General features: G+C 59.2%; 15 protein-coding genes and 1 riboswitch. Of the genes, 10 read left to right on the top strand and 5 right to left on the bottom strand.

What is annotated here, in order from left to right:
* The first annotated feature begins 36 nt into the window (after positions 1-36).
* Positions 37-762 carry a pirin family protein gene (locus AC6I8K_RS21770; RefSeq protein WP_483818270.1) on the top strand — a complete coding sequence of 242 codons (726 nt, stop codon included), beginning with the start codon at positions 37-39 and terminating at the stop codon, positions 760-762.
* A 187-nt stretch (positions 763-949) separates the two neighbouring features.
* Positions 950-2,263, top strand: a complete 1,314-nt coding sequence (locus AC6I8K_RS21765; protein ID WP_483818271.1) for an MFS transporter — start codon at positions 950-952, stop codon at positions 2,261-2,263.
* A gap of 94 nt (positions 2,264-2,357) precedes the next feature.
* Here the strand turns inward: AC6I8K_RS21765 and AC6I8K_RS21760 are convergent, their stop codons facing one another.
* Positions 2,358-2,795 carry a 6,7-dimethyl-8-ribityllumazine synthase gene (locus AC6I8K_RS21760; protein ID WP_064739838.1) on the bottom strand — a complete coding sequence of 146 codons (438 nt, stop codon included), beginning with the start codon at positions 2,793-2,795 and terminating at the stop codon, positions 2,358-2,360.
* A 252-nt stretch (positions 2,796-3,047) separates the two neighbouring features.
* Positions 3,048-3,167: riboswitch (TPP riboswitch) on the top strand.
* A gap of 129 nt (positions 3,168-3,296) precedes the next feature.
* Here AC6I8K_RS21760 and AC6I8K_RS21755 point away from each other — a divergent pair.
* The 8 genes from AC6I8K_RS21755 (at position 3,297) to fepB (ending at position 9,623) form a co-directional block, all read left to right on the top strand.
* Complete coding sequence (locus tag AC6I8K_RS21755; protein ID WP_497827578.1) at positions 3,297-4,241, top strand: FAD-dependent oxidoreductase; 945 nt, start codon at positions 3,297-3,299, stop codon at positions 4,239-4,241.
* Positions 4,225-4,422 carry a sulfur carrier protein ThiS gene (gene thiS, locus AC6I8K_RS21750; RefSeq protein ID WP_064739840.1) on the top strand — a complete coding sequence of 66 codons (198 nt, stop codon included), beginning with the start codon at positions 4,225-4,227 and terminating at the stop codon, positions 4,420-4,422. The genes AC6I8K_RS21755 and thiS overlap by 17 nt, the downstream gene beginning before the upstream one ends.
* 3 nt (positions 4,423-4,425) lie before the next feature.
* Complete coding sequence (locus AC6I8K_RS21745) at positions 4,426-5,184, top strand: thiazole synthase (RefSeq protein ID WP_064739841.1); 759 nt, start codon at positions 4,426-4,428, stop codon at positions 5,182-5,184.
* Positions 5,185-5,195: 11 nt separating this feature from the next.
* Entirely contained in the window at positions 5,196-6,161 is a 966-nt protein-coding gene (locus tag AC6I8K_RS21740; RefSeq protein WP_497827577.1) for a HesA/MoeB/ThiF family protein, read from the top strand.
* Positions 6,158-6,874 carry an ABC transporter ATP-binding protein gene (locus AC6I8K_RS21735; RefSeq protein ID WP_497827576.1) on the top strand — a complete coding sequence of 239 codons (717 nt, stop codon included), beginning with the start codon at positions 6,158-6,160 and terminating at the stop codon, positions 6,872-6,874. The genes AC6I8K_RS21740 and AC6I8K_RS21735 overlap by 4 nt, the downstream gene beginning before the upstream one ends.
* The gene (locus tag AC6I8K_RS21730) at positions 6,858-7,592 is read left to right on the top strand and encodes an ABC transporter permease (RefSeq protein ID WP_497827575.1); all 735 of its coding nucleotides are present in this window, start codon (positions 6,858-6,860) and stop codon (positions 7,590-7,592) included. The genes AC6I8K_RS21735 and AC6I8K_RS21730 overlap by 17 nt, the downstream gene beginning before the upstream one ends.
* 9 nt (positions 7,593-7,601) lie before the next feature.
* Positions 7,602-8,534, top strand: coding sequence for an ABC transporter substrate-binding protein (locus AC6I8K_RS21725; RefSeq protein ID WP_497827574.1), 933 nt, complete (start codon positions 7,602-7,604; stop codon positions 8,532-8,534).
* A gap of 138 nt (positions 8,535-8,672) precedes the next feature.
* On the top strand, positions 8,673-9,623 hold the full coding sequence (gene fepB / locus AC6I8K_RS21720) for a Fe2+-enterobactin ABC transporter substrate-binding protein (RefSeq protein WP_497827573.1): 951 nt from the start codon (positions 8,673-8,675) through the stop codon (positions 9,621-9,623).
* Here the strand turns inward: fepB and entS are convergent.
* The 4 genes from entS to fes form a co-directional block, all read right to left on the bottom strand.
* Entirely contained in the window at positions 9,620-10,882 is a 1,263-nt protein-coding gene (gene entS, locus AC6I8K_RS21715; RefSeq protein WP_064739847.1) for an enterobactin transporter EntS, read from the bottom strand. The genes fepB and entS overlap by 4 nt on opposite strands.
* A gap of 109 nt (positions 10,883-10,991) precedes the next feature.
* On the bottom strand, positions 10,992-19,397 hold the full coding sequence (locus AC6I8K_RS21710; RefSeq protein ID WP_497827572.1) for an amino acid adenylation domain-containing protein: 8,406 nt from the start codon (positions 19,395-19,397) through the stop codon (positions 10,992-10,994).
* Between the two features lie 105 nt (positions 19,398-19,502).
* The gene (locus AC6I8K_RS21705) at positions 19,503-19,724 is read right to left on the bottom strand and encodes an MbtH family protein (protein ID WP_064739849.1); all 222 of its coding nucleotides are present in this window, start codon (positions 19,722-19,724) and stop codon (positions 19,503-19,505) included.
* The gene (gene fes / locus AC6I8K_RS21700) at positions 19,717-21,075 is read right to left on the bottom strand and encodes an enterochelin esterase (RefSeq protein WP_497827571.1); all 1,359 of its coding nucleotides are present in this window, start codon (positions 21,073-21,075) and stop codon (positions 19,717-19,719) included. Before fes ends, AC6I8K_RS21705 begins: the two co-directional genes overlap by 8 nt.
* Positions 21,076-21,170 lie beyond the last annotated feature (95 nt).

Below are 21,170 nucleotides of genomic sequence, written 5' to 3'. Positions count from 1 at the left end.
GCAATCGCCCCCCACAGCACATTTGAGGAGCAGACCATGATTGAACAACGCCTGTCAGAACAACGCGGAGTGGGTGACCACGGTTGGTTGAATTCGCATCATACCTTCTCTTTCGCCAGTTACTGGGACCCAAAGCAGACCGGTTTCTCTGATTTGCTGGTGATCAATGATGACCGCGTTGCCGCGGGACGTGGATTTGGTGCGCACCCGCACAACAATATGGAAATCATCTCCTATGTGCTGGAAGGCGCGCTGGAGCATAAAGATTCAATGGGCACCGGTTCGGTGATTGTGCCGGGCGACGTGCAGTTGATGAGCGCCGGTAGCGGCGTCACGCACAGCGAGTTTAACCACTCGAAAACGGATAAGGTCCACTTCCTGCAGATCTGGATTGTGCCCGGCGAACGTAACACGCAACCGGGTTATCAGCAGGTTTCCGTGCCAGAGAGTGACAAGCGTGGCCAGCTGCGTTTAATCATTTCGCCAAATGGTGATAACGGTTCACTGAGCGTGCATCAGGATATTCGTATTTATGCCGGACTGTTCGACGGTGTGGAGCAGCAGACCTTAACGCTGGATGCCGATCGCTACGCCTATATCCATGTGGCACGCGGCAGCATTGAAGTCAACGGTGTGGCGTTCAAAGAAGGTGACGGCGCCCGTGTTCGCAACGAAAGCGCGCTGCAGTTCGCTAATGGTAATGATGCGGAAGTGCTGGTGTTTGATTTGCGTCCACTGGAAGTGAATCATCCACAGCGTTAATGATTAAAAATAGTACAAAGAGCAGTGCGAGCCATCGCGCTGCTTTTTTTTATGCGCGATCACAGCGTATGTAACACTTTTTCTTAACATTAATTGCAGTGATTACGATCGCAATAATTATTTCCATACTCTCTTTAATAGTTAGCCAATGAACCTAAGCATCACGGCTTAACATGGAGAGGGCAGCATGCAAGAAAAAATTCCCGGAACGCGCTGGTATCGCGTCATCGCCCCAATTCTTATCACCTGCATTGTCTCATTCATGGATCGCGTCAATATCAGCTTTGCGCTGCCTGGCGGCATGGATCAGGATTTGGCAATCACCAGCCAAATGGCTGGCGTGGTGAGCGGCATCTTCTTTATTGGCTATCTGTTTTTACAGGTGCCGGGCGGACGTATCGCGGTCAATGGCAGCGGTAAACGCTTTATCGCCTGGTCGCTGGCCGCGTGGATGGTTGTCTCCATCGCCACCGGTTTTGTCACTAACCATTATCAGCTGCTGGCGCTGCGTTTCGTGCTGGGGATTTCCGAAGGCGGCATGCTGCCAGTGGTGTTAACCATGGTCAGCAACTGGTTCCCGGAAAAAGAGCTGGGGCGCGCCAACGCCTTTGTCATGATGTTCGCGCCGTTAGGCGGCATGTTCACCGCACCGATTTCCGGTTACATCATCAATGTGCTGGACTGGCGCTGGCTGTTTATTATTGAAGGCCTGCTTTCTGCCGTGGTGCTGCTGGTGTGGTGGCTGGTGATCGCCGATCGTCCAGAAGAGGCGCGCTGGTTACCGGCCCGTGAAAAAGAATATTTGTTGCGCGAACTGGCGCGCGAAAAAGCACTGCACCTGCAAAAGGAACCGGTTAGCAAAGCGCCGTTGAAAGCGGTGTTCCGCAACTCGGGCCTGATGAAGTTAGTGGCGCTCAACTTCTTTTATCAAACCGGTGATTACGGTTACACACTGTGGCTGCCAAGTATCCTGAAAAATCTCACCGGCACCAATATGGCGGGCGTCGGTCTGCTGGCGGCGATCCCCTTTGTCGCCACCGTGCTCGGCATCTACGCCATTTCATGGTTAAGCGATCGCACCGGTAAGCGCCGATTGTGGGTGATGGTGTCGCTGTTCTGCTTTGCCGCGGCATTGCTGGCTTCGGTGGTACTGCATGACAATGTGGTGGCGGCCTATATTGCGCTGGTGGTGTGCGGCTTCTTCCTCAAAGCGGCAACCAGCCCGTTCTGGTCGATTCCCGGACGAATTGCTGCGCCTGAAGTCGCGGGTAGCGCGCGTGGTGTCATCAATGGTTTGGGTAATCTGGGCGGATTCTGCGGACCGTATTTAGTCGGGATCATGACGCTGCTGTACAGCCAAAACGTGGCGATTTGCTGGCTGGCGGGGTCGCTGGTGATTGCCGGTATCTTTACGCTGTTACTGCCTAAAGCGTGCGATATCAATCCGTCTGAAACGCGCCGACAATTGAAGCGTAATCATTTGATGAGTGTGAAACATTGAGTGAGGCGAGGCTGGCACTATTCTGAATATTAACCAAAGAAAGTCATCATAAATAAAAAGGGAGCGCCTGATGAGGTGCTCCCTTTTTAATGATTCAGTCAATCGACAAATGGTGAATAGCCAGCACTGCGCGCGCCGCTTCTTTGCCTTTCTTAATGAAATGCTCGGTATAGAAGTTTTCGATAACATCAACCGGCTGGAAATTATGTGGCGTTAATGAAACGGAAAACACCGGCACGTTGGTGGTCAGCTGCACATTCATCAGGCCATCAACCACCGCAGCGGCAACAAAATCATGGCGATAGATACCGCCGTCCACCACCAGCGCGGCGCAGACAATCGCATCATACTTGCCGGTTTCGGCCAGACGCTTAGCCAGCAATGGCATTTCAAATGCGCCAGGCACTTCCAGCACTTTTAATTCCGCTTCAACGGATTGATCGGCTAATTCTTTTTCAAAACCTACCAGGGCGTTATGGACAATTTCTTTGTGCCAGCCGGCTTTAATAAATGCAATTTTAATATTGTTCATGGTTATTCCGACATCACCTGTATTTGTTCTTGCGCATAAAATAATGTGTTTGTATACCATATGTTACGCTGGTGATCCACCAAGTCCAGGTAGCGATAAATGCCTTCACGCTCGCCTGTGAGGATGTAAAAACCGCTGTCACAGCTGGCACATTCCGTAGCGGCGCGATTTATCGCGCAATAAATTACGCCGCTACGGAATGTGCGGTGACTGAATAGCGCACTTGACGGCGGCCAACGCCTGCAATACAAATAGACGCGTCGGGGGAGTCTCGCCAAAGAGACTGAGAGGCTAATTGCGCATTGCGCGGCTTAGCGACCCTTTGAACCTGACCCAGTTGATACTGGCGTAGGAAGACTGACAGTCTTTTTCATCGGGCTGTCTGGCGCTCAGGCAAGCTCGATGGTTGCGCCATTTCCCTTCTCCTGTATCTGCGGGTCTCAGCTAACACTGAGAGGCCGATGTGAATTCCCCCTTTTTGAACATCCTGGAACCGGCGCTGTGAGCCGCTGGAGCGTGCTCGGCTGCGGCGTGGCGGGCTTGTGCGTGGCAACCTTGCTGGCGGAACGCGGCGAAGACGTCGAGGTCATTGGCGATGAATCACGCCAACCGGCATCGTGGTTTGCTGGCGGCATGCTGGCGCCCTGGTGTGAAGCCGAAAGCGCGCCGCGCGACGTTATCACCCTTGGACAACATGCCGCCGCATGGTGGCAATCGCGCATCAGCAGCATTGAGCATCAGGGCACGTTAGTGGTTGCGCCACCGCGCGATAGCCAGGAACTCAACCGTTTCGCCTGCATGACCGAGCAGCATCACTGGATCGATCCTGCAGACATCGAACCGGCGCTGGAAGGACGCTTTGCGCGCGGACTGTTTTTCGCCCAGGAAGCGCACCTCGATCCGCGGCTGGCGCTGCAGGAGATGCGTGACACGCTGATCGCGCGCGGTGTGCCCTTCAACCGCACTGCACCGAGTGGACAGATTATCGATTGTCGCGGCATCCACGCCGCGCCTGAACTGCCGCGCCTGCGTGCGGTGCGCGGCGAGATGCTGATCCTGCACAGCGATGAAGTGCAGTTTTCCCGCCCGATTCGTCTGCTGCATCCGCGTTTTCCCTGCTATCTGGTGCCGCGTCGCGGCGGCCATTTCATGCTCGGCGCCACCATGATCGAAAGCGACGATGCCAGCGCCATCAGTGCGCGCGCCATGATGGAGCTGCTCAGCGCCGCATACGCGATCCATCCGGCCTTAGCCGAAGCGCGCGTGATTGAGAGCGGCAGCGGACTGCGTCCGGCCTATCCGGCAAATCTGCCGGAAATTCATTATCACAACCAAACCTTTTATCTCAACGGCCTGTATCGCCACGGTTTTCTGCTGGCACCGATGCTGGCTGAGCAGCTAATGCAGCGCCTTTTCGGGGAGCACTTAAATGAATATTCAGCTTAACGGCCGCGCCATCAGCACCCAGGCCAAGAGCCTGAGCGAATTGCTGATCGAGCAGCAAATTGATGTAGCCTGCGTTGCCACTGCCTTCAACGGGGCTTTTGTGCCAAAAAGCCAGTACGACACACAGCTGCTGGACGAAGGTTGTCAGCTCGAAGTGCTGTCACCGATGCAGGGAGGTTAAGCGATGTTCTACGATTTTGATCCACAATCTCGCTTCCTGCTCGGCACCGCCGGCTATCCTTCGCCCGCCATTTTGCAGCAGGCGGTTGCCGCCTCCGGCACCGACATCATTACCGTCAGTTTGCGGCGCGAAGGCGCGGCGGGGGCGGCTTTCCGCGAATTATTGACCGGCCTCAACATCCGCGTGTTACCGAATACCGCCGGTTGTCACACGGTGAAAGAAGCCGTCACCACCGCCCATATGGCGCGGGAACTGTTCAACACGGCGTGGATCAAACTGGAAGTCATTGGCCATGCCGACACGCTGCAGCCCGATCCTTTTGCGCTAGTAGAAGCAGCGCGCATCCTCACTGAAGACGGCTTTCAGGTGTTCCCGTATACCACCGAAGATCTGATCGTTGGCGAAAAGCTGCTGGCGGCCGGATGTGAATTGTTGATGCCGTGGGGCGCGCCGATCGGTTCCGGCCAGGGTTTGCGTAACATTGACGGCCTGCGCGCGATGCGTGCGTGGTTCAGCGATGTTCCGCTGATTATTGATGCGGGAATTGGCGCGCCGTCGCAGGCCGCGCAGGCGATGGAAATGGGTTTCGATGGCATCCTGCTCAATACCGCCGTCGCCAAAGCGGGCGACCCGATCGGCATGGCCAACGCCTTCCGCCTGGCGATTGAAGCCGGACAGGCCGCACGCCGCGCCGGATTGATGGAGAAGCGTGATATGGCGAGCGCGTCCACGCCGATCTTTGGCTTGGCCAACTTAAGTTGAGGCCGCTAAATATGCAACGTTATCAACGTCAGATGATGCTGCCGGAAATCGGTGAGGCAGGGCAACAGAGGCTGCTAAACGCGCGCGTGCTGGTGGCGGGCGCGGGTGGATTAAGCGCCACACTGTTGCCGCAGTTGGTGGGCGCGGGTGTCGGTCATATTCGTCTGTATGACGACGATGTCGTGGCGCTGCATAACCTGCATCGGCAAACACTCTTTACTCTGCAGGATATCGACCAGCCCAAAGTGCTGCGGGCGCAGCAGGCTTTGCAGCAGCGCAATCCTGAAGTGCAGGTCGAGGCGCTGCAGCAGTCGCTAAGCGCCAGCAATGTGCAGCAGGCACTGGTGGGATGCGATCTGGTGATCGACGCGGCAGATAATTTTGCCGTGACTTACCAACTTTCCGATGCTTGCCTGCTGGCAGGCATTCCGCTGATCAGCGCCTCGGTGCTGGGTCGGCAAGGTTACGTCGGCGGATTCTGTGGCGGATCGCCGAGCTATCGCGCGGTGTTCCCGCGCTTGCCATCATCGGCTGCGAACTGTAATACCGCAGGGGTGATGGGCCCGGCAGTCGCGACGCTCGGCGCGATGCAGGCGCAGATGGCGCTCAGCGTGCTGCTGCAGTTGCCGCCATCGCCGCTCGGTTGTCTGGTGAATTGCGACTTCGTGAACTGGCACTTCCGCCAGTTCCGCTTTGATGGCGCGGAAGAGCCGGAACATGCGGTGCCGTTTATCGATCTGCCACTGCTGGCCGCCGACGACTGCATTGTAGAACTGCGCAGCTGTGAAGAAGCACCGATCAGCGTGGCAGAGCGTGTTGAGCGCATTTTGCCGCAGGAGATCGCGGCGTGGCGGCCGCCCACGCAGCAGCGCATCGTGCTGGTGTGCGCCAGCGGCATTCGCGCCGCGCAGGCCGCGACCGCGCTGGCGCAGCGCGGATTTCACCAGCTTGCGATTCTGGCGGCCAATCGCCCATGAATCAGGACATTCTTTTCAACGATGTCAGCTTTAGCTGGGGCGATAAGCCGCTGTGCCAGCAGCTGAATCTGCAACTGCGCGGCGGCAAGACCACCGTCATGCTGGGACGCAGCGGCATCGGTAAAAGTACGCTACTGCGGCTGGTCGCCGGTTTACTCAAGCCGCAGCAGGGCGCGGTGCAGGGCTTAACCGGCAATGTGGCGTGGATGGGCCAGCAGGATCTGCTTTATCCGTGGCTAACGGTGCTGGACAACGTGATGCTGTCGGCAAGGCTGAGCGGCGAAAAGCCGGATTGCGCGCGTGCGCTGGCGTTGCTGGAGCAGGTGAAACTCAGCGACGTGGCGCATGCGCCGCCGCATCAACTCTCCGGCGGCATGCGGCAACGCGTAGCGCTGGCACGCACGCTCTATGCGCAGCGCGAAGTGGTGCTGATGGATGAACCCTTCGCCACGCTGGATGTGATGACCAAACTCAGTTTGCAAACCCTGACCGCCAATTTACTGCGCGGCAAAACCGTGCTGCTGGTCACCCACGATCCGCTGGAAGCGTGCCGCATGGCCAATGATATTTTGCTGCTGCAAGGCCAGCCGCTGAACATCGAAAGCTGGCCGGTTCACACCGGTGATGTGCCGCGTCCGTTTGACCATCCCGCGGTGCTGCAGGCGCAGGCTCAACTCTTCACACGATTGAATACACATGAAAACACTGTTTAGCGCGATCTACCTGATCGTGGTGCTGCTAGGTGGTTGGTTGCTGGCACGTCACAGCGGCGTACCCACTTTCCTGCTGCCCGCGCCACAGGCGGTGCTCGAAGCGCTGTGGCTGCATCGCCAACTGCTGTGGCATCACACGCTCTATACGCTGGCGGAAATTGTGCTGGCGCTGCTGCTGGGGGTCGGCGCAGGCGTCACGCTGGCGGTGCTGATGGCGGCCAGCCCGCTGTTGCGCCGCGTGCTGTTTCCGCTGGTCACCGCCAGCCAGGCGATTCCGGTGTTTGCCCTGGCACCACTGCTGGTGCTGTGGCTCGGCTTTGGTATCGCATCAAAAGTGGTGGTAGCCGCATTAATTCTCTTTTTCCCGCTGTGCTTATCGCTGTTCGATGGACTGTGCCGCACGCCGGGCGGCTGGCTGGAGCTGGCGCAAACCACCACGCACTCGCGCTTTCGTATCTTCTGGCGCGTGCGCTGGCCCGCCGCGTTACCGCAATTTTTCTCCGGCCTGCAGATGGCGGTGGTGCTGGCACCCATTGGGGTGGTGATTGGCGAATGGGTCGGCGCCAGCGAAGGGCTCGGCTACCTGATGATGCAATCCAACGCGCGGCTGGAAACCGCCACCAGCTTCGCGGCGCTGCTGCTGTTACTGATTCTGGCGCTGCTGCTTTCGGGCAGCGTGGCGCTGATTCGCAATAAAATCCTCTGGCAAACCACATAAGGACACACCTTGAACACCCTACGAATCGCATTGACCGCGTTGCTGCTGCTGGCGACCGCTAACGTCCAGGCTGCGGAGAAAGTTCGCCTGCTGCTCGACTGGTTTATTAACCCGAACCACGCGGCGATTTTCGCTGCTCAATACAGCGGCGCGTTTAAGAAAGAGGGGCTGGATGTGGAGATGATCGCGCCCGCCGATTCAGCTTCCGTTCCGCTGCTACTGGCGGCGGGCAAAGTCGACCTCGCCATAAGCTACCAGCCGCAGCTCTATACGCTGGTGGAAAAAGAGGTGCCGGTGATTCGTGTCGGGACGTTGATCAATCAGCCGCTGAATACGCTGACCACCGTGTCGAGCGATATCCACACCCTCAAGGATTTCGCCGGCAAAACCATCGGCTATGCGGTGCCGGGCACCGAAGATGTGGCGATCCGCAATATGCTGAAATCGCAGGGCGTCGATGCTGACTCGGTGAAGTTCATCAACCTGAATATGGATGGCACCTCTGCGTTGCTGACGCACAAGATTGATGGCGCGATGACGATATTCCGCAACTATGAGCTGCTGGATCTGAAAGACAAAGGTGCTACGCCAACGGTATTCAAGCCGGAAGATTACGGCGTGCCCGCCTATGACGAGCTGATCATTCTGGCGAACCAAAAAACCGCCGCACAGGATAAGCGTATTCCCGCGTTTTTACGTGGACTGGATGCCGGTGTGGTGTGGCTGCGTGCGCATCCGCAGGAAGTGTGGCAGGCGTTTATCAAGCACTATCCCGAGCTGAACACGCCGCTCAATTACCAGGCGTGGCAGGCGACGCTGCCGTACTTCGCCGCGCACAGCGCGGAGTTTGATAAGGCGCGCTACCAGGCGTTTGGCGAATATATGAAAGCCAATGGCGTGATTAAAACTGTGGCGCCGCTGGGGCGTTATTCCCTTCAGTAATCTCCTCCCGGTGCGCATTCATGCGCACCCTACACATTCGTAGGGTCGTCATTCATGGCGACCTGCTAATATCCCTTGCACCCACACTTATTTTTGATAATGATATTTATTCTCAACTATCAAGTCATGGATAACCTGATGCGTTTCCCCGCGTTTACTCTGCTGCTTACCCTATTTTTCATCTGCACTACGACACAAGCCAACGCTAGCTGGCCGCGCACCCTCGCCACACCGAAAGGCCCTTTCACGCTGCAACAGCCGCCGCAGCGCATTGTCTCCACCAGCGTCACCTTGAGTGGCACCTTGCTGGCGATTAACGCGCCGCTGGTCGCTTCCGGCGCCACCAGTCGCAGCAGCAGCGTGTCGGATGCGCAGGGCTTTTTCACCCAATGGAGCGCGGTGGCCAAAGCGCGTCAGGTGAAATCGCTCTATATATCGCAGCCGAACGCTGAAGCGATTGCCGCTGAAGCGCCAGATTTGATCGTGATGGCCGCCACCGGCGGGGATTCGGCGCTGCGTCTTTACGATCAACTGCAAACCATCGCACCGGTGTTAGTGATCGACTACGGCGATAAGCGCTGGCAGGCATTGGCCTTGCAACTGGGTGCGATTACCGGCCATGAAGCCGATGCCCAAAAGGTGATTGCAGCGTTCGACCAACGGGTGGCAGCGGTGCGTCATACCATCACGCTGCCGCCGCAGCCGACCTCTGCGCTGGTCTATTACGAAGATGGACGCGGAATGAATTTGTGGACGGCAGCATCAGCGCAGGGCGCGTTGTTGCAGGATTTGGGCTTCACGCTGGCCGCGCCGCCCGCCAGTTTTCAGGGCAGCACCAGCATGGGTAAACGCAATGACATTATTCAGCTGAATGGGGAAAACATGGCCGATGGCATCACCGGCAACACACTCTTGTTGTTTGCCGCCGATGAAAAAACCGTGCCGCAAGTGGCGAAGAATCCGTTCCTCGCCCATCTGCCTGCGGTGCAGCAGCACCACATCTTTGCCGTAGGTAATGACACCTTTCGCCTCGATTACTACAGCGCCAGCAATATGCTGAGCAGCATCGAGCGGCAGTTTACTCGTTAAGCCTCTGCGGTGGCGGGCTGCGGCGCGTCAGGTTGTTCACTGAGACGCGCCGTGCGCAGGCCGCGCGCCGCCAGCGACAGCAGCAGCAATAATCCTGCTGCCAATCCACCAAACCACAGCACGCTGCTCAGCGGTGCCAGCGCCCGTGCCAGCGCCCCTAATCCCAATGCACCAACCGAATCGCCGGTCACATCCTGAGCGGTGCCAAGACTGTTCACGCGTCCCAGCAGCGCATCCGGCGTGTGATGCTGCGTCAGCATAAACTGCAGCAGCGAGGCAATGGCGTTGCTGTAGCCGTAACACACCAGCGCCAGCAGCGCGGGCAGCAGATGGTTGTAAAGGCCAAGTGAGGCGATGCAGGTAAACGCCAGCAGCGCACAGCCAATCAGCACCAATCCGGGACGCGCTAACTGCCGCACCCACCCGCTGGTAAAGGCACCGATCATTGCGCCCAGCGGTACCGCCGAGTACATCAATCCCAATGCGGATGCATCGGCGTGAAACGTTAACGCCAGCGCCGGGAACAGAATACGCACCGCGCCGACCATGCTGAGTAGCAAACCGACCAGCACCACCGCGCCGACCACTTTATGCTGGCAGACAAACTGAATGCCGCTCGCCAGCGCGCGCAGCGGATGCTCGGGTTCCTGCTGGTCGGGTTTCATCGCCGGTAAGCGCACCAGCGGAATCAGCGTAGCCAGCGTGCCGATAGCGGCGACCGCAAATGCCCAACCGACACCCGCAGCAACGATGATCATACCGCCGAGCGCGGGGGATAAAATCGCGCCGAGGCGCACCGTTAGCATGCTGAGCGCACCGGCTTCTGCCAGATGCTCACGTCCGACAATCAGCGGGATCACTGCCATCAGCGCGGTCATACCGAGTGCGCCAAAGAAGCCATCCCAGAAGGCGAGGAAGTAGAGCGCCAGCAACGAAGGCGCCGGGCTAAAGGCGTTGAGGCTGAGCAACACAAAGCCGATGCCGCAGGTGCCGCGCGCGAACAGGATCAACGTGCGGCGATCGTAGCGATCGGCCAGCACACCGCCGAGCAGCAGTCCGATGAACATGCCGATGCCGTCGAGCATTACCGCCACGCCGACTTGCAGCGTGGATCCGGTCATCGCCTGAATCTGCACCGGCACGCCAACCGCCAACATGCCAAGGGCGAACACCGATAGCATGCGCGCACAGAATATCGCGCGGAACGACGCGTTGTTTTTCAGCAAACTAAAATCTAAAAATATCGAGGGCTTAGCCATAAGTCTCCAACAGTAAATCATCTTTGCATCACCCGTAGCGGCGCGATTTATCGCGCGGTTTTAACGGCGCGCAATGAATTGCGCCGCTACGATGAGTGCTTTATTTGATCTAGGTAAACAAACGATTGATCAACGGACCCAGCACCTTCAGCGAATCGGCCGAGAGAATATCGGCGTGTTCGCAATCCAGCGGGAAAATCGTTAATTCATCAACAAACGGTGCCCAACTGGCGCGCACATCCATACCCTGCGGCAGTGTTCTCTCGGCCATGAACAGTGTGGCTTTGCCGGCATAACGCGGGGTACGTGCTTCGGCGAGGCGCGCGACGGCGTCTTTGTAGTTGGCGACGATGGTGCTAAACATCACCGCCTTCTCTTCACGCAGCAGCGGATCGCGCTCATCTTCAGTGGCGGCCATAAATTCGGCCTGCTCGCGCGCCACTTCCTGTTCCGCCTCGTCGGCATCTGGCGTGCGCCAATCCTGACCTTCTGCCGGATAGGTATCCAGCAGGCCAAGAAATGCCACCGTTTCACCCTGTGCCTGCAAACGTGCCGCAATCCCGTGTGCCAGCGTGCCGCCGAGTGAATAGCCCAGCAGGAAATAAGGACCGCTCGGCTGCTGCTGGCGAATCGCCTGCAGATGGTGGTCACACATCGCCTCTACGCTATGACACGCGGCAATCACGCCGTTGGGACGCGGCGATTGCAGGCCGACAATCGGGAAATCGCCGTCGAGATAGTGCAGCAGGGCGCTGTACTGCCAGGCGAAACCGGATGCCGGATGGATACAGAACAGTGTTGGGCCGTGACCGGCGCGCAGCGGCAGCAGTTCGCCGTTGCCACCGCTTTCATTGTTCGCACCGCCGTCAAGCAGCGCCGCCAGTTTCTCCACGCTGCGCGCGGCGATGATCTGGCCAACGCTGAGCGGCGGCACTTCACGCCGACGCAGTTCCGCTGCCAGACGCATCGCCAGCAGCGAATGACCACCGAGCGCGAAGAAATCGTCATCGGCAAATACGCTGTCGCAACCGAGCAACTGCTGGAACAGATCCGCCAGCAAACGTTCGTTGGCGCTGTCCGGCAGGCGGCCGCTGCGCGCACTGAGCTGCGGCATCGGCAGCGCTTTGCGATCCAGTTTCCCGTTGGCGCTGAGCGGCAGATCATCGAGCAGCAGATAGCTAACCGGCTGCATATGTGCCGGCAGACGTTCGCTCAGCTGCTGCTTCACCGTTTCGATATCCAGCGTGACACCTGCTTTGGCCACCAGCCAGCCCAGCAGCTGACGGTTATCGACGCCCGGCGTTGACTGTTGCGTCAAGGTGCGAGCCGCCACCACCGCCTGTGCAACGCCCGGTAGCGCCACTAAAGCCTGTTCGATCTCGCCGGGCTCAATACGCTGCCCGCGCATCTTCAGTTGGTCGTCGCTGCGGCCGAGATACTCCACCGCACCGTCAGCGCGCCAGCTGGCGATATCGCCGGTGCGATACATGCGCTCGCCTTCGGCAAACGGCGCGGCGACAAAGCGCTGCGCAGTGAGGTCAGCGCGATGCAAATAGCCATCGGCCAACTGCACGCCGCTGAGATAGAGATCGCCCGGCACGCCAACCGGCACCGGACGCAGCAGACTATCGAGGATGTGCAACTGGGTGTTCCACACCGGACGACCAATCGGCACGCCCAGCCCGTTGAGGCCTTCCAGCGCGCTGCCGCTGGCCGGTTGCCAGGTGACATCGACGGCGGCTTCGGTGGGGCCGTAGAGGTTGTGCAGCGGCGCGGCGATCACATCCTGATAGCTGCGCGCCAGGTCGCACGCCAGCGCTTCACCGCTGCAGAACACGCGGCGCAACGTTGGGCAAGCCTGCTCGGTTTGCGCGGATAGATGACCGACAAAAGCCGCCAGCATGGATGGCACGAAGTGCAGGGTCGTGACGCGGTAGTCGTCAATCAGCTGCCACAGCGCCTGCGGATCGCGATGCGCCTCCGGTGGGGCCATCATCAGCTGCGCACCGGCCATCAGCGGCCAGAAGAACTCCCATACTGAGACATCGAAGCTGCATGGCGTCTTCTGCAACACCACGTCGTCGGCGCGCAGCGGGTAGCTGGCCTGCATCCAGCGCAGGCGGTTGACGATGGCGTGTTGATTCACCACCACGCCTTTTGGTTTGCCGGTCGATCCCGAGGTGTAGAGCACGTAAGCTGGGCGGTTTGCATCCGCTTTCGGCAAGCTGTGGCGCGACTGAATATGTTCACCTGCTAAGGCATCAAACATCATCAGCGTGCCGAAGGGGGCAAAGCGGGTTTCCAGTGAGGATTCGGTGATGAGCACCCACGGCCGCGCGTCTTCCACCATATATGCCAGACGCTCATCCGGATAACCGATATCCAGCGGCAAATACGCCGCGCCCGCCTGCAGGATGGCGCTGAGCGCGATGCTGAGACGCACCGAGCGCGGCAGTGCCACGGCAACGATATCGCCCGGCATCACGCCCGCTTCAATCAAACGATCCGCCAGCAGCGTGGCTTGACGCTGCATTTCGCCGTAACTCAGACGATGCTCGCTATCCATCAGCGCGAGCGCGTCCGGTGTGCGCGCCGCCTGCTGGGCAATCGCCTGCTGCAGGGTTTCGCTTTCCAGCTGCACGCCGGTGTTGTTGACCCAGGCAAGCAGCGATTGCTCGGCCAGCGTTTGTAGCTTCCACTGCGTTAACGGCAGATCCGGCGTGCTGACCAGCTGTTGCAGCAGCAGTAACAGTCGCTCGGCAAGACGTTGCGGCTCGCTAACGCAATCGCGATACTCCATCAGCAGCGTCAGCTGTTCGCCCGGCAGCACCAGTAACGTCAGGGGATAATGCGTATACCCGCGGTTATGAATCGCTTCGCAGCGCACGAGGGCGTTGGCCTCCAGCAGCGTTTGATTGTCCGGATAGTTCTCCACCACCAGCAAAGTGTCGAACAGCGTACCGGCGCCAATCCCCTGTTGAATCTCGGCGAGACCGAGGCAATCCTGCTCAATCAGCTGGATGTGCTGCGCCTGATGATCGGCGAGTTGCACCAGTAACGGACGCTGATGATCGAAGCACACGCGAACCGGCAGCGTGTTGCTGAACAGGCCAACGTGCTGATCGATGCCGTCAATCTGACCGAATCGGCCCGAAACCGGCGCACCAAACACCACGTCTTGCTGGCCGCTGGCGACGGACAGCATCAACCCCCACAATCCTTGCATCACAGTGTTAAGGGTTAAGCCGCGCGCCCGGCACAGCGCGAAGAGCTCACGTTCCAGCGTGGCATCCAGCGTAATACGCTTTTCGTGGACCGGGCTGTCAGCGGCTTGCGGATAGAGCAAGGTCGGACGAACCCCTTTCAGATAGGCTTGCCACTGCTGACGCGCTTCATTGCTGTCGCGCTGGCTGAGCTGACGCACAATGTCGGCGTAGCTGCTGCTGTGCGCTGGCAACGTTTGCTGGCGCAGCGCCCTGAGCAGATCGTTGAGGATCACCGGCGTTGACCAGCCATCCACCACCAGATGATGCGCGTTAAGCAGCAACGTCCAGCGCATCCCATCGCGATGAGTGATTAACGTGGCTTGCAGCATGATCGGCTGGCTAAACAGATCCTCCGTCAGCGCCTGATGCTCCAGCGCCAGCAGCGCCAGATTTTCGTCGTCGTCGCCCAGTTGATGCAGCGCGAGTGGCCAGTGTAATTCACCCTCTGGTAACAGCTGCAGCGGTTGCAGGCTGATTTCGGCGTCGAAGCGTGCCGCCAACTGGGGATGACGCTGTAACACCGCGTTTAGTGCGGTTTGTACCGCCGCGGCGTTGATGTCGCCGCTGAGTGTCAGCCGCGTTAGTGAGTTATAACTGCCACGCTGCGCGGTGGTTTGCGCGTGGAACAGCAGACCTTTCTGCAGCGGCAACAGTGGCAGCGCATGGCTAAAGATGCCGTGACGCGCATGCAGCTGTTGCAGCACGGCATCATCGACGCCTTCCAGCGCCACGTCAGCGGCAACCAGCGTATTGGCAGCTTGCAGCGGCTGTTGCTGTGCCAGCGCTATCAGCGCTTGCGCGGCGCTGGCCATTGCCTGATGTAACGCCGCAATCGCCTCGGCGTCCAGCACGCCCTCCGCCCAGCTCCAGTTCAGCGCCAGCTGCGCCGCGTTCAGCTGCTCCTCAACGAAGACGTTGAGTTCCAGCGCGTGCTGCAGCGGCAGCGCCTCATCCTGTACCACTGCGAAGGTGTCGCGGAACTGCTGTGCGGTACGCTGTGGCGACCAGTTACCGCTGCGTTGTGAGAAGCGTCCCAGATAGTTAAACAGCACCTGCGGCGCCTGTTGTGCGGCCAGTTTGGCTAACGTCACGCCGCGATGCGCATCGAGCCAGCGCAGTTGCCCGTAGCCAATGCCGCGATCCGGCACCGCACGCAGTGCCGCTTTCACTGCGCGTACGCAGTCATTGAGCGGCGCGTGTGGATTGTCTGGCAACGACAGCAGCACCGGGAATTCCGCCGTCAGCCAGCCGACGGTGCGCGCCAGATCCTGCTGCTCATGCAGTTCGGCACGGCCGTGTGACTCGAGTGTGACGCGTTGCCGCGCGCTGCCGTTGAGGTGGCGCAGAGCGAGAGTCAGCAACGTCAGCAGCAGCTCTTCGCTGGTGGACCGATAGTGCTGCGGCAGCGTGTTGAGCAGCGCGTGCGTGGTCGATGCATCCAACAGCGTGCGTTGATGCTGTTGGCGATCGTTGTGCTGAATCGCACGTTGGCCGATAAGTGGCAACGGTTCGGCCAGCATCTGCTGCCAGAACGGTAATTCGGTGGCGCGCGTCGAGAGGTTCGCCAGTAGCGCCGCTGACCAGTCGTGCAGCGAGGTTTCCTCAGCGGGGATCACCCGCGGCGTATTTTCGATCAACGCATCACCGGCCTGTTGCAGTTCATCCAGCAATACACGCCAGGAGACGCCATCAACAATCAGGTGATGCAACGTCAACACCATCCCGCAGCTCGCGCCCTCCTGCTGCAGCAGCGTGGCGCGAAGCAGCGCGCCGTTAGCCGGATCGAGCGCCGCAGCATCTTCGGTAAACGCCTGTTCCGCTGCACTGTCGCGATCCTGCACGTTAAGCACACGCACGCGGGCAGGGCGCGACGCCAGCGCTTCGCCAACAATCAGCTGATCGCCGCGCGTGAAGGCGTTGAGTGCCGGATGTGCCTGCGCCAGCTGATCAATCAGTTGTTCTAACTGTGCGCGCTGTAACGGCGGTGGCACCGACAGCAGCACGCCGTGAGCAAAGCGCGCATTGATGCCCGCCTGCGCGTTGAACCAGTGCAGAATCGGCAATCCGCCAATCGCGCCCTGTTGCACCACGCGTGCGCCGGTGTTGTGCTGCGCCAGCGGTTGCAAACCCCGCGCCATGCGTGCGGCGGTACGTTCGGCGAAGATGTCGCGCGGACGCAACAGATAGCCGGCGCGACGAGCGGCGGTGCTGAGTCCCATCGCTGAGATGCTGTCGCCGCCAAGCGCGAAGAAATCATCTTCAGCGCCAACGCTATCCAGCCCCAGCAGGCTGGCAATCGCCTGGCAAATCAGCTGCTCCTGCGGCGTGCTGGCGGCGCGACTCTGGCTCTGCTGCGCCTGTTGTGGTGTAGGCAGCGCCTGGCGATCAATCTTGCCGTTTACGTTGAGTGGCAACTCATCCATCACCATCAGAATCGCAGGCACCATGTAATCCGGCAGTTGCGTGGCAAGCTGTGTCAGTAAACGGGCGTTGAGATCGGCATCAGCGCGTAGCGCGTCATCCTGCACCGAGCAGTAACCAATCAGGCGATGCGTGGCGCCTATCACCTCGGCGATCACCACGGCGGTGCTGACTTCTGGTAGCGCCACCAGCGCGTTTTCTACTTCACCCAGTTCGACACGGAAGCCGCGTACTTTAATCTGGTGATCGGTACGCCCAATAAACGCCAGCTGTCCATCCTGACGCCAGCGCATCAGGTCGCCGCTGCGGTACATCACATCGCCGTCGCGGAATGGGTTGGCGACAAAACGTGCGCTGGTGAGATCGGGACGACGCAGATAACCGCGCGCGATGCCAGTTCCGGCGATATACAGCTCGCCCACAGAACCGATCGGCACCTGACGCAGTTGGTTATCCAGCAGATAGACTTCGCTGTTACCCACCGGACGACCAATCACCGGCTGCGGTGAGGCCATGACGCTGGCTCCGAGCGTATCGATGGTGTATTCCGATGGGCCGTAATAGTTGTGGATCGCCATCTGCTGCTGTTGCTGCATCAGCTTCCAGAGTGTTGGCGTGGCCGCTTCACCGCCAATCATCACAAATGATGGACGATGGTTATCGGCGTCCAGCAGACCGCTGTCGATCATCTGCGAGAAGAACGACGGCGTGATATCCAGTAAATCGACCGGCACCGCATTCATCTGTTGAATCAAGCCCCACGCATCGCGGCGCAGCTCTTCGTCGAAGATATTCAGCTCGCAGCCCATCAGCATGCAAAACAGCGGTTCCCACGAGGAATCAAACGAGAAGGAGGCGGTGTGACCGGCACGCATACGCCGCGGGCTGTTGGCGCTGAAGCGCGCAATGGCCGGGCCGAACAGATGCTCGCGGTGCGAAAGGAACAGATTGAGCAAACCTTGATGAGTGCTCATTACGCCTTTCGGACGGCCGGTCGATCCCGAGGTGTAAATCATGTAGGCCAGATCGTCGCCGCACAGAAGGGTGTCAGGTCGTGCGGTAGAAAGCGTTTTCAACGTCATCTGGTCAATCAGCAGATGCGGCAGCTCCGGCATTTGCGCCAGCGTGCTGGAGTGCGTCAGCAGCAGCGTAGGCTGGGCGTCATCGCACATCAGCGCTAAGCGTTCACGCGGGTAGTCGAGATCGAGCGGCATATAGGCCGCGCCGCTCGCCAGCACGCCGAACATCGCCACCAGTGAATCCACCGAACGCGGGATGCCAATCGCTACCACGTCGTCAGCCTGCAGGCCGCGTGACAGCAGCAGATGTGCAAGTTGCATGGCGCGATCGGCTAACTGGCGATAACTCAGGCTGCGATCGCCGCACACCACCGCCGTTTGCTCGCCGTATTGCTCAGCGGCTTGCAGCAGAATATCGACGATGGTGTGGGTTTCGGCGGGCGGCACGAGGGTCGGTCCGGTTGACCAGCGTTGCAGGTCAATCTGTTCCTGTGGTGCCAGCAACGACAGCGCACCCATTGTGATAGTCGCATCCGTCGCGAACTGGCTAAGCAGATGGCTGATACGCTCAGCGTGACGTTGTAGCGTTTGCGCATCGTAGCGGCGCGGGTTAGCCACCAGCGTTAGCTGCAATGCGCCATCGCGGAAGCCGACTTCAAACTCCAGATCGTCCACCGGGCCCATCGCCAGCGTGTGGGTAGGCGCAGGATGGCCGTCGAATTGCAAATCGTCGTGGTAAACCTTGACGTTAATTACCGGACCATACAGCGACTGGCTGCTACCGACCAGACCGAGGTCGCGGCGCAGCTGTTCCGCTTCATAACGCTGATGACGACGCGCCTGGCGAATTTCGTTCTGCACCTGCTGCACCAGCGCAGGCAACGTCATCTCATCGCTGACGCTGAAGATCAGCGGTAACACGTTGACCACCGGACCGAGGGTGGAAATCGCGGCTGAACCCATGCGGCGCATAAATGGGAAGCCGATCGACAATCGTTGGCTGTTACTGAAGCGGGCAAGATAGGCCACTAACAGCGCGCTGACGATGTCGCCTTCGCTGCTGTCGGCGAGCTGTTGCTGCTGACGCAGCGAAGCCAGTTGCGGCAGCGTCACCTGACAACTGATCGGGCGCTCGCCGGGATGACTTATGTTTTCGCTGCCGAGCGTCACGGCTTCCGGCAGCGTAGCCGCGTAGCGTTGCCAGTGACGGGCGGAGCGCGTATAGGCAGGCGAATCCTGCCACTGCTGAATCTCTTCAATGACCGTGGTGAAAGGCGTAAACGGCGAGGGCGCTGGGGGTTTACCGGCGCAAAGGGCGGCGTAAATCGTCGCGACGCGTTGTGTAAGCGCTTCAAAACTGAAGCCATCCACCAGCAAATGGTGATAGCGCTGATACCACAACCAGCTGCCGTCGCCGATACGCATAAGCGCATGGCGATAGAGCGGTTTGTCGCCGTCGGCAGGCAGTTCTGCGATGAGATCCGCCTGCATCAGTTTGTGTGCCTGGCTGCTGGCATCGGCGCGCTGGCTGAAATCGTGCCATTCCGGCGCGACCGGCGCTTGCGCACCGAACCACTGCGCCGGATTGCCGTGATCGTCGAGGCCAAAGCGCGCCTGCACGGTATCGGCTTCAGCCATGGCCTGTTGAATGGCGCTATCGAGTGCCGCGCGATTGATGCTGCCGTGCAGCACGCTGTAGTGCGCCACAGTAAATTGATTGCGCTGCTGCGCAATGCTGTCAGCGATCCAGATGCCGGGCTGTGCCGCGACTAAAGGATAGGCTGGAGAGTGATTGTTTGACGATGCCAAAGGACCATTCCTGTCTAATTCCCGTCATCCTGCACGCTGCAGCCGCGTTGGCTGCAGCGTGAATGATTTTGGGAATAAATTATTGAAAGAAAACGAAAAAGAAAATTAAGCTGCGGTAGACGACGTCTGTTGCGTCGCTGGCCGCATGTCGTGCCAGTTTGCTTCGATAAACGTAATGGCGGCGCTACGCGTCAGCGGTCCCGCCACGTTGTGCCAACCAGCCGGAACCGGGGCAAAAGCGGGCCACAAGCTGTACTGCTGACGCGCATTAAGCAGCACCAGAAAATCGAGATCGTCGTTATCAAACGGATTTTGTTGTTCAGACATGGTGTTTACCTTCAGAGGTTGATGTAGGGGAGAGAAAATCGGCCAGTAGCCAGCGGCAACCGTCGATCAGACCGCCGCGCCAGCACAACGCATCGTGCCCTCCGGCGTAGCGGCGAAAATGGACTTCATGGCCTGCGGCCTGCAGCGCCGGGACGATCTGCTGGTTGACGTACACCATGTCCGCCTCGCGATTGCCCACTTCCTGGAAAATCTTCAGCTTGCCCGGCGGTAAGTCGCCCTGTTGCAGCCGCTCCAGTAGCAAACCGGGCGCGTGCTGCTGACGATTGGCGTAGTCGCGGATGTATTGCAGATTGGGCCACCAGAAGGAGCCCGATTGCGTGAGGATGCGGCCAAAACGCTGCGGCCAGTGCAAACCGGCATAAAGCGCGGCGAGCCCGCCGTAGCTTTGCCCGGCTACCAGCGTGCGGTCGGCATCGCTGCTGAATGCCGCGTGTTGACGTGCCAGCGGTAACAGTTCCTGCTGCACCGCTTGCCAGAAGGTTTCATTGCACGGCAATTCAGCTTCGCGATGCTGGCTGTCGATAACATCGATAAACAGCCAACAGGCGGGCGGCAATTCGCCATCGGCGGTGACCTGATCCAGCGCGCTGAAAATCGGTTGGCCGTACACCCAGTTTTGCCCGTCGAGCAGAATTGCCAGCGGACGCTGTTCAGGCCGAGCCGTGTTGCCGGTGCTGTAAAGCCAGACGTTGCGCGTCACGTTGAGCAACGCGCTGTGCCATTGCAGGGTTTGCAGCGTATCCGGCCAGGTTTCCGCCATGCCAGCATCCAGGGCGCGCCAGGCAGATTGATCCGGCGCATCCGGCATGTGCGCGTTGCTCAGGGCAAAACGGCGGCTGCTGAGAAACGGCGGCGTGGGATTGAATTTGTCGGGAATTGCCAGCGGCATCAGCGAGATCCACCACTTGCGCTGCAGGGCGCGACAGGCGACATCATCGCCACAAAAGAGCGGCGGTAACTGCTGCGCGGTGGCGGGGATTAGGCTGTAACTGCCGCGCCAGTCAGACTCAATGGCGGTTGACCAATGCCAGACATTACTGTCGCCCACGCGCACCAGACTTTCTGGCGCTTGGCTGTGGTGATCGGTGACGCCGTTAATATCGACATAAACCCGTTGGGTGGAAGAAAGTGCGGAATGCCCTTCGGGATCGCGCCAGAAGAAGTGCATGCGTGTTTGACCGGCTTCATCACGCTCAATCAGCGGCGTACCGACCGCAAACAGCCGCTGCCACCAGCCTTCGCTACCCACATCGTCCTGTTGCAACCACTGCGCCACAGTGCCAGCAGGCATCCACGTTTGTGTCGTTTTGTCTGCGCTTGTTAGAAACATTCTGCAACCCATCTCCACATTTTGTTCACTGTCTTTACTTAATCAAAGCTAATGCAAATGCTATTGATAACGATTTACATTTGCAATATGATTTT

This window comes from Pantoea sp. X-Soil-ISGK-421 (assembly GCF_059730785.1).
This window is presented reverse-complemented; position numbering and strand designations above follow the sequence as displayed.

Bases quoted from the DNA above. Each gene is read 5' to 3' on its own strand.
- AC6I8K_RS21770 (WP_483818270.1), top strand. From the start codon at position 37: ATGATTGAACAACGCCTGTCAGAACAACGCGGAGTGGGTGACCACGGT.
- AC6I8K_RS21765 (WP_483818271.1), top strand. From the start codon at position 950: ATGCAAGAAAAAATTCCCGGAACGCGCTGGTATCGCGTCATCGCCCCA.
- AC6I8K_RS21760 (WP_064739838.1), bottom strand. From the start codon at position 2,795: ATGAACAATATTAAAATTGCATTTATTAAAGCCGGCTGGCACAAAGAA.
- thiS (WP_064739840.1), top strand. From the start codon at position 4,225: ATGAATATTCAGCTTAACGGCCGCGCCATCAGCACCCAGGCCAAGAGC.
- AC6I8K_RS21745 (WP_064739841.1), top strand. From the start codon at position 4,426: ATGTTCTACGATTTTGATCCACAATCTCGCTTCCTGCTCGGCACCGCC.
- AC6I8K_RS21740 (WP_497827577.1), top strand. From the start codon at position 5,196: ATGCAACGTTATCAACGTCAGATGATGCTGCCGGAAATCGGTGAGGCA.
- AC6I8K_RS21735 (WP_497827576.1), top strand. From the start codon at position 6,158: ATGAATCAGGACATTCTTTTCAACGATGTCAGCTTTAGCTGGGGCGAT.
- AC6I8K_RS21730 (WP_497827575.1), top strand. From the start codon at position 6,858: ATGAAAACACTGTTTAGCGCGATCTACCTGATCGTGGTGCTGCTAGGT.
- fepB (WP_497827573.1), top strand. From the start codon at position 8,673: ATGCGTTTCCCCGCGTTTACTCTGCTGCTTACCCTATTTTTCATCTGC.
- entS (WP_064739847.1), bottom strand. From the start codon at position 10,882: ATGGCTAAGCCCTCGATATTTTTAGATTTTAGTTTGCTGAAAAACAAC.
- AC6I8K_RS21705 (WP_064739849.1), bottom strand. From the start codon at position 19,724: ATGTCTGAACAACAAAATCCGTTTGATAACGACGATCTCGATTTTCTG.
- fes (WP_497827571.1), bottom strand. From the start codon at position 21,075: ATGTTTCTAACAAGCGCAGACAAAACGACACAAACGTGGATGCCTGCT.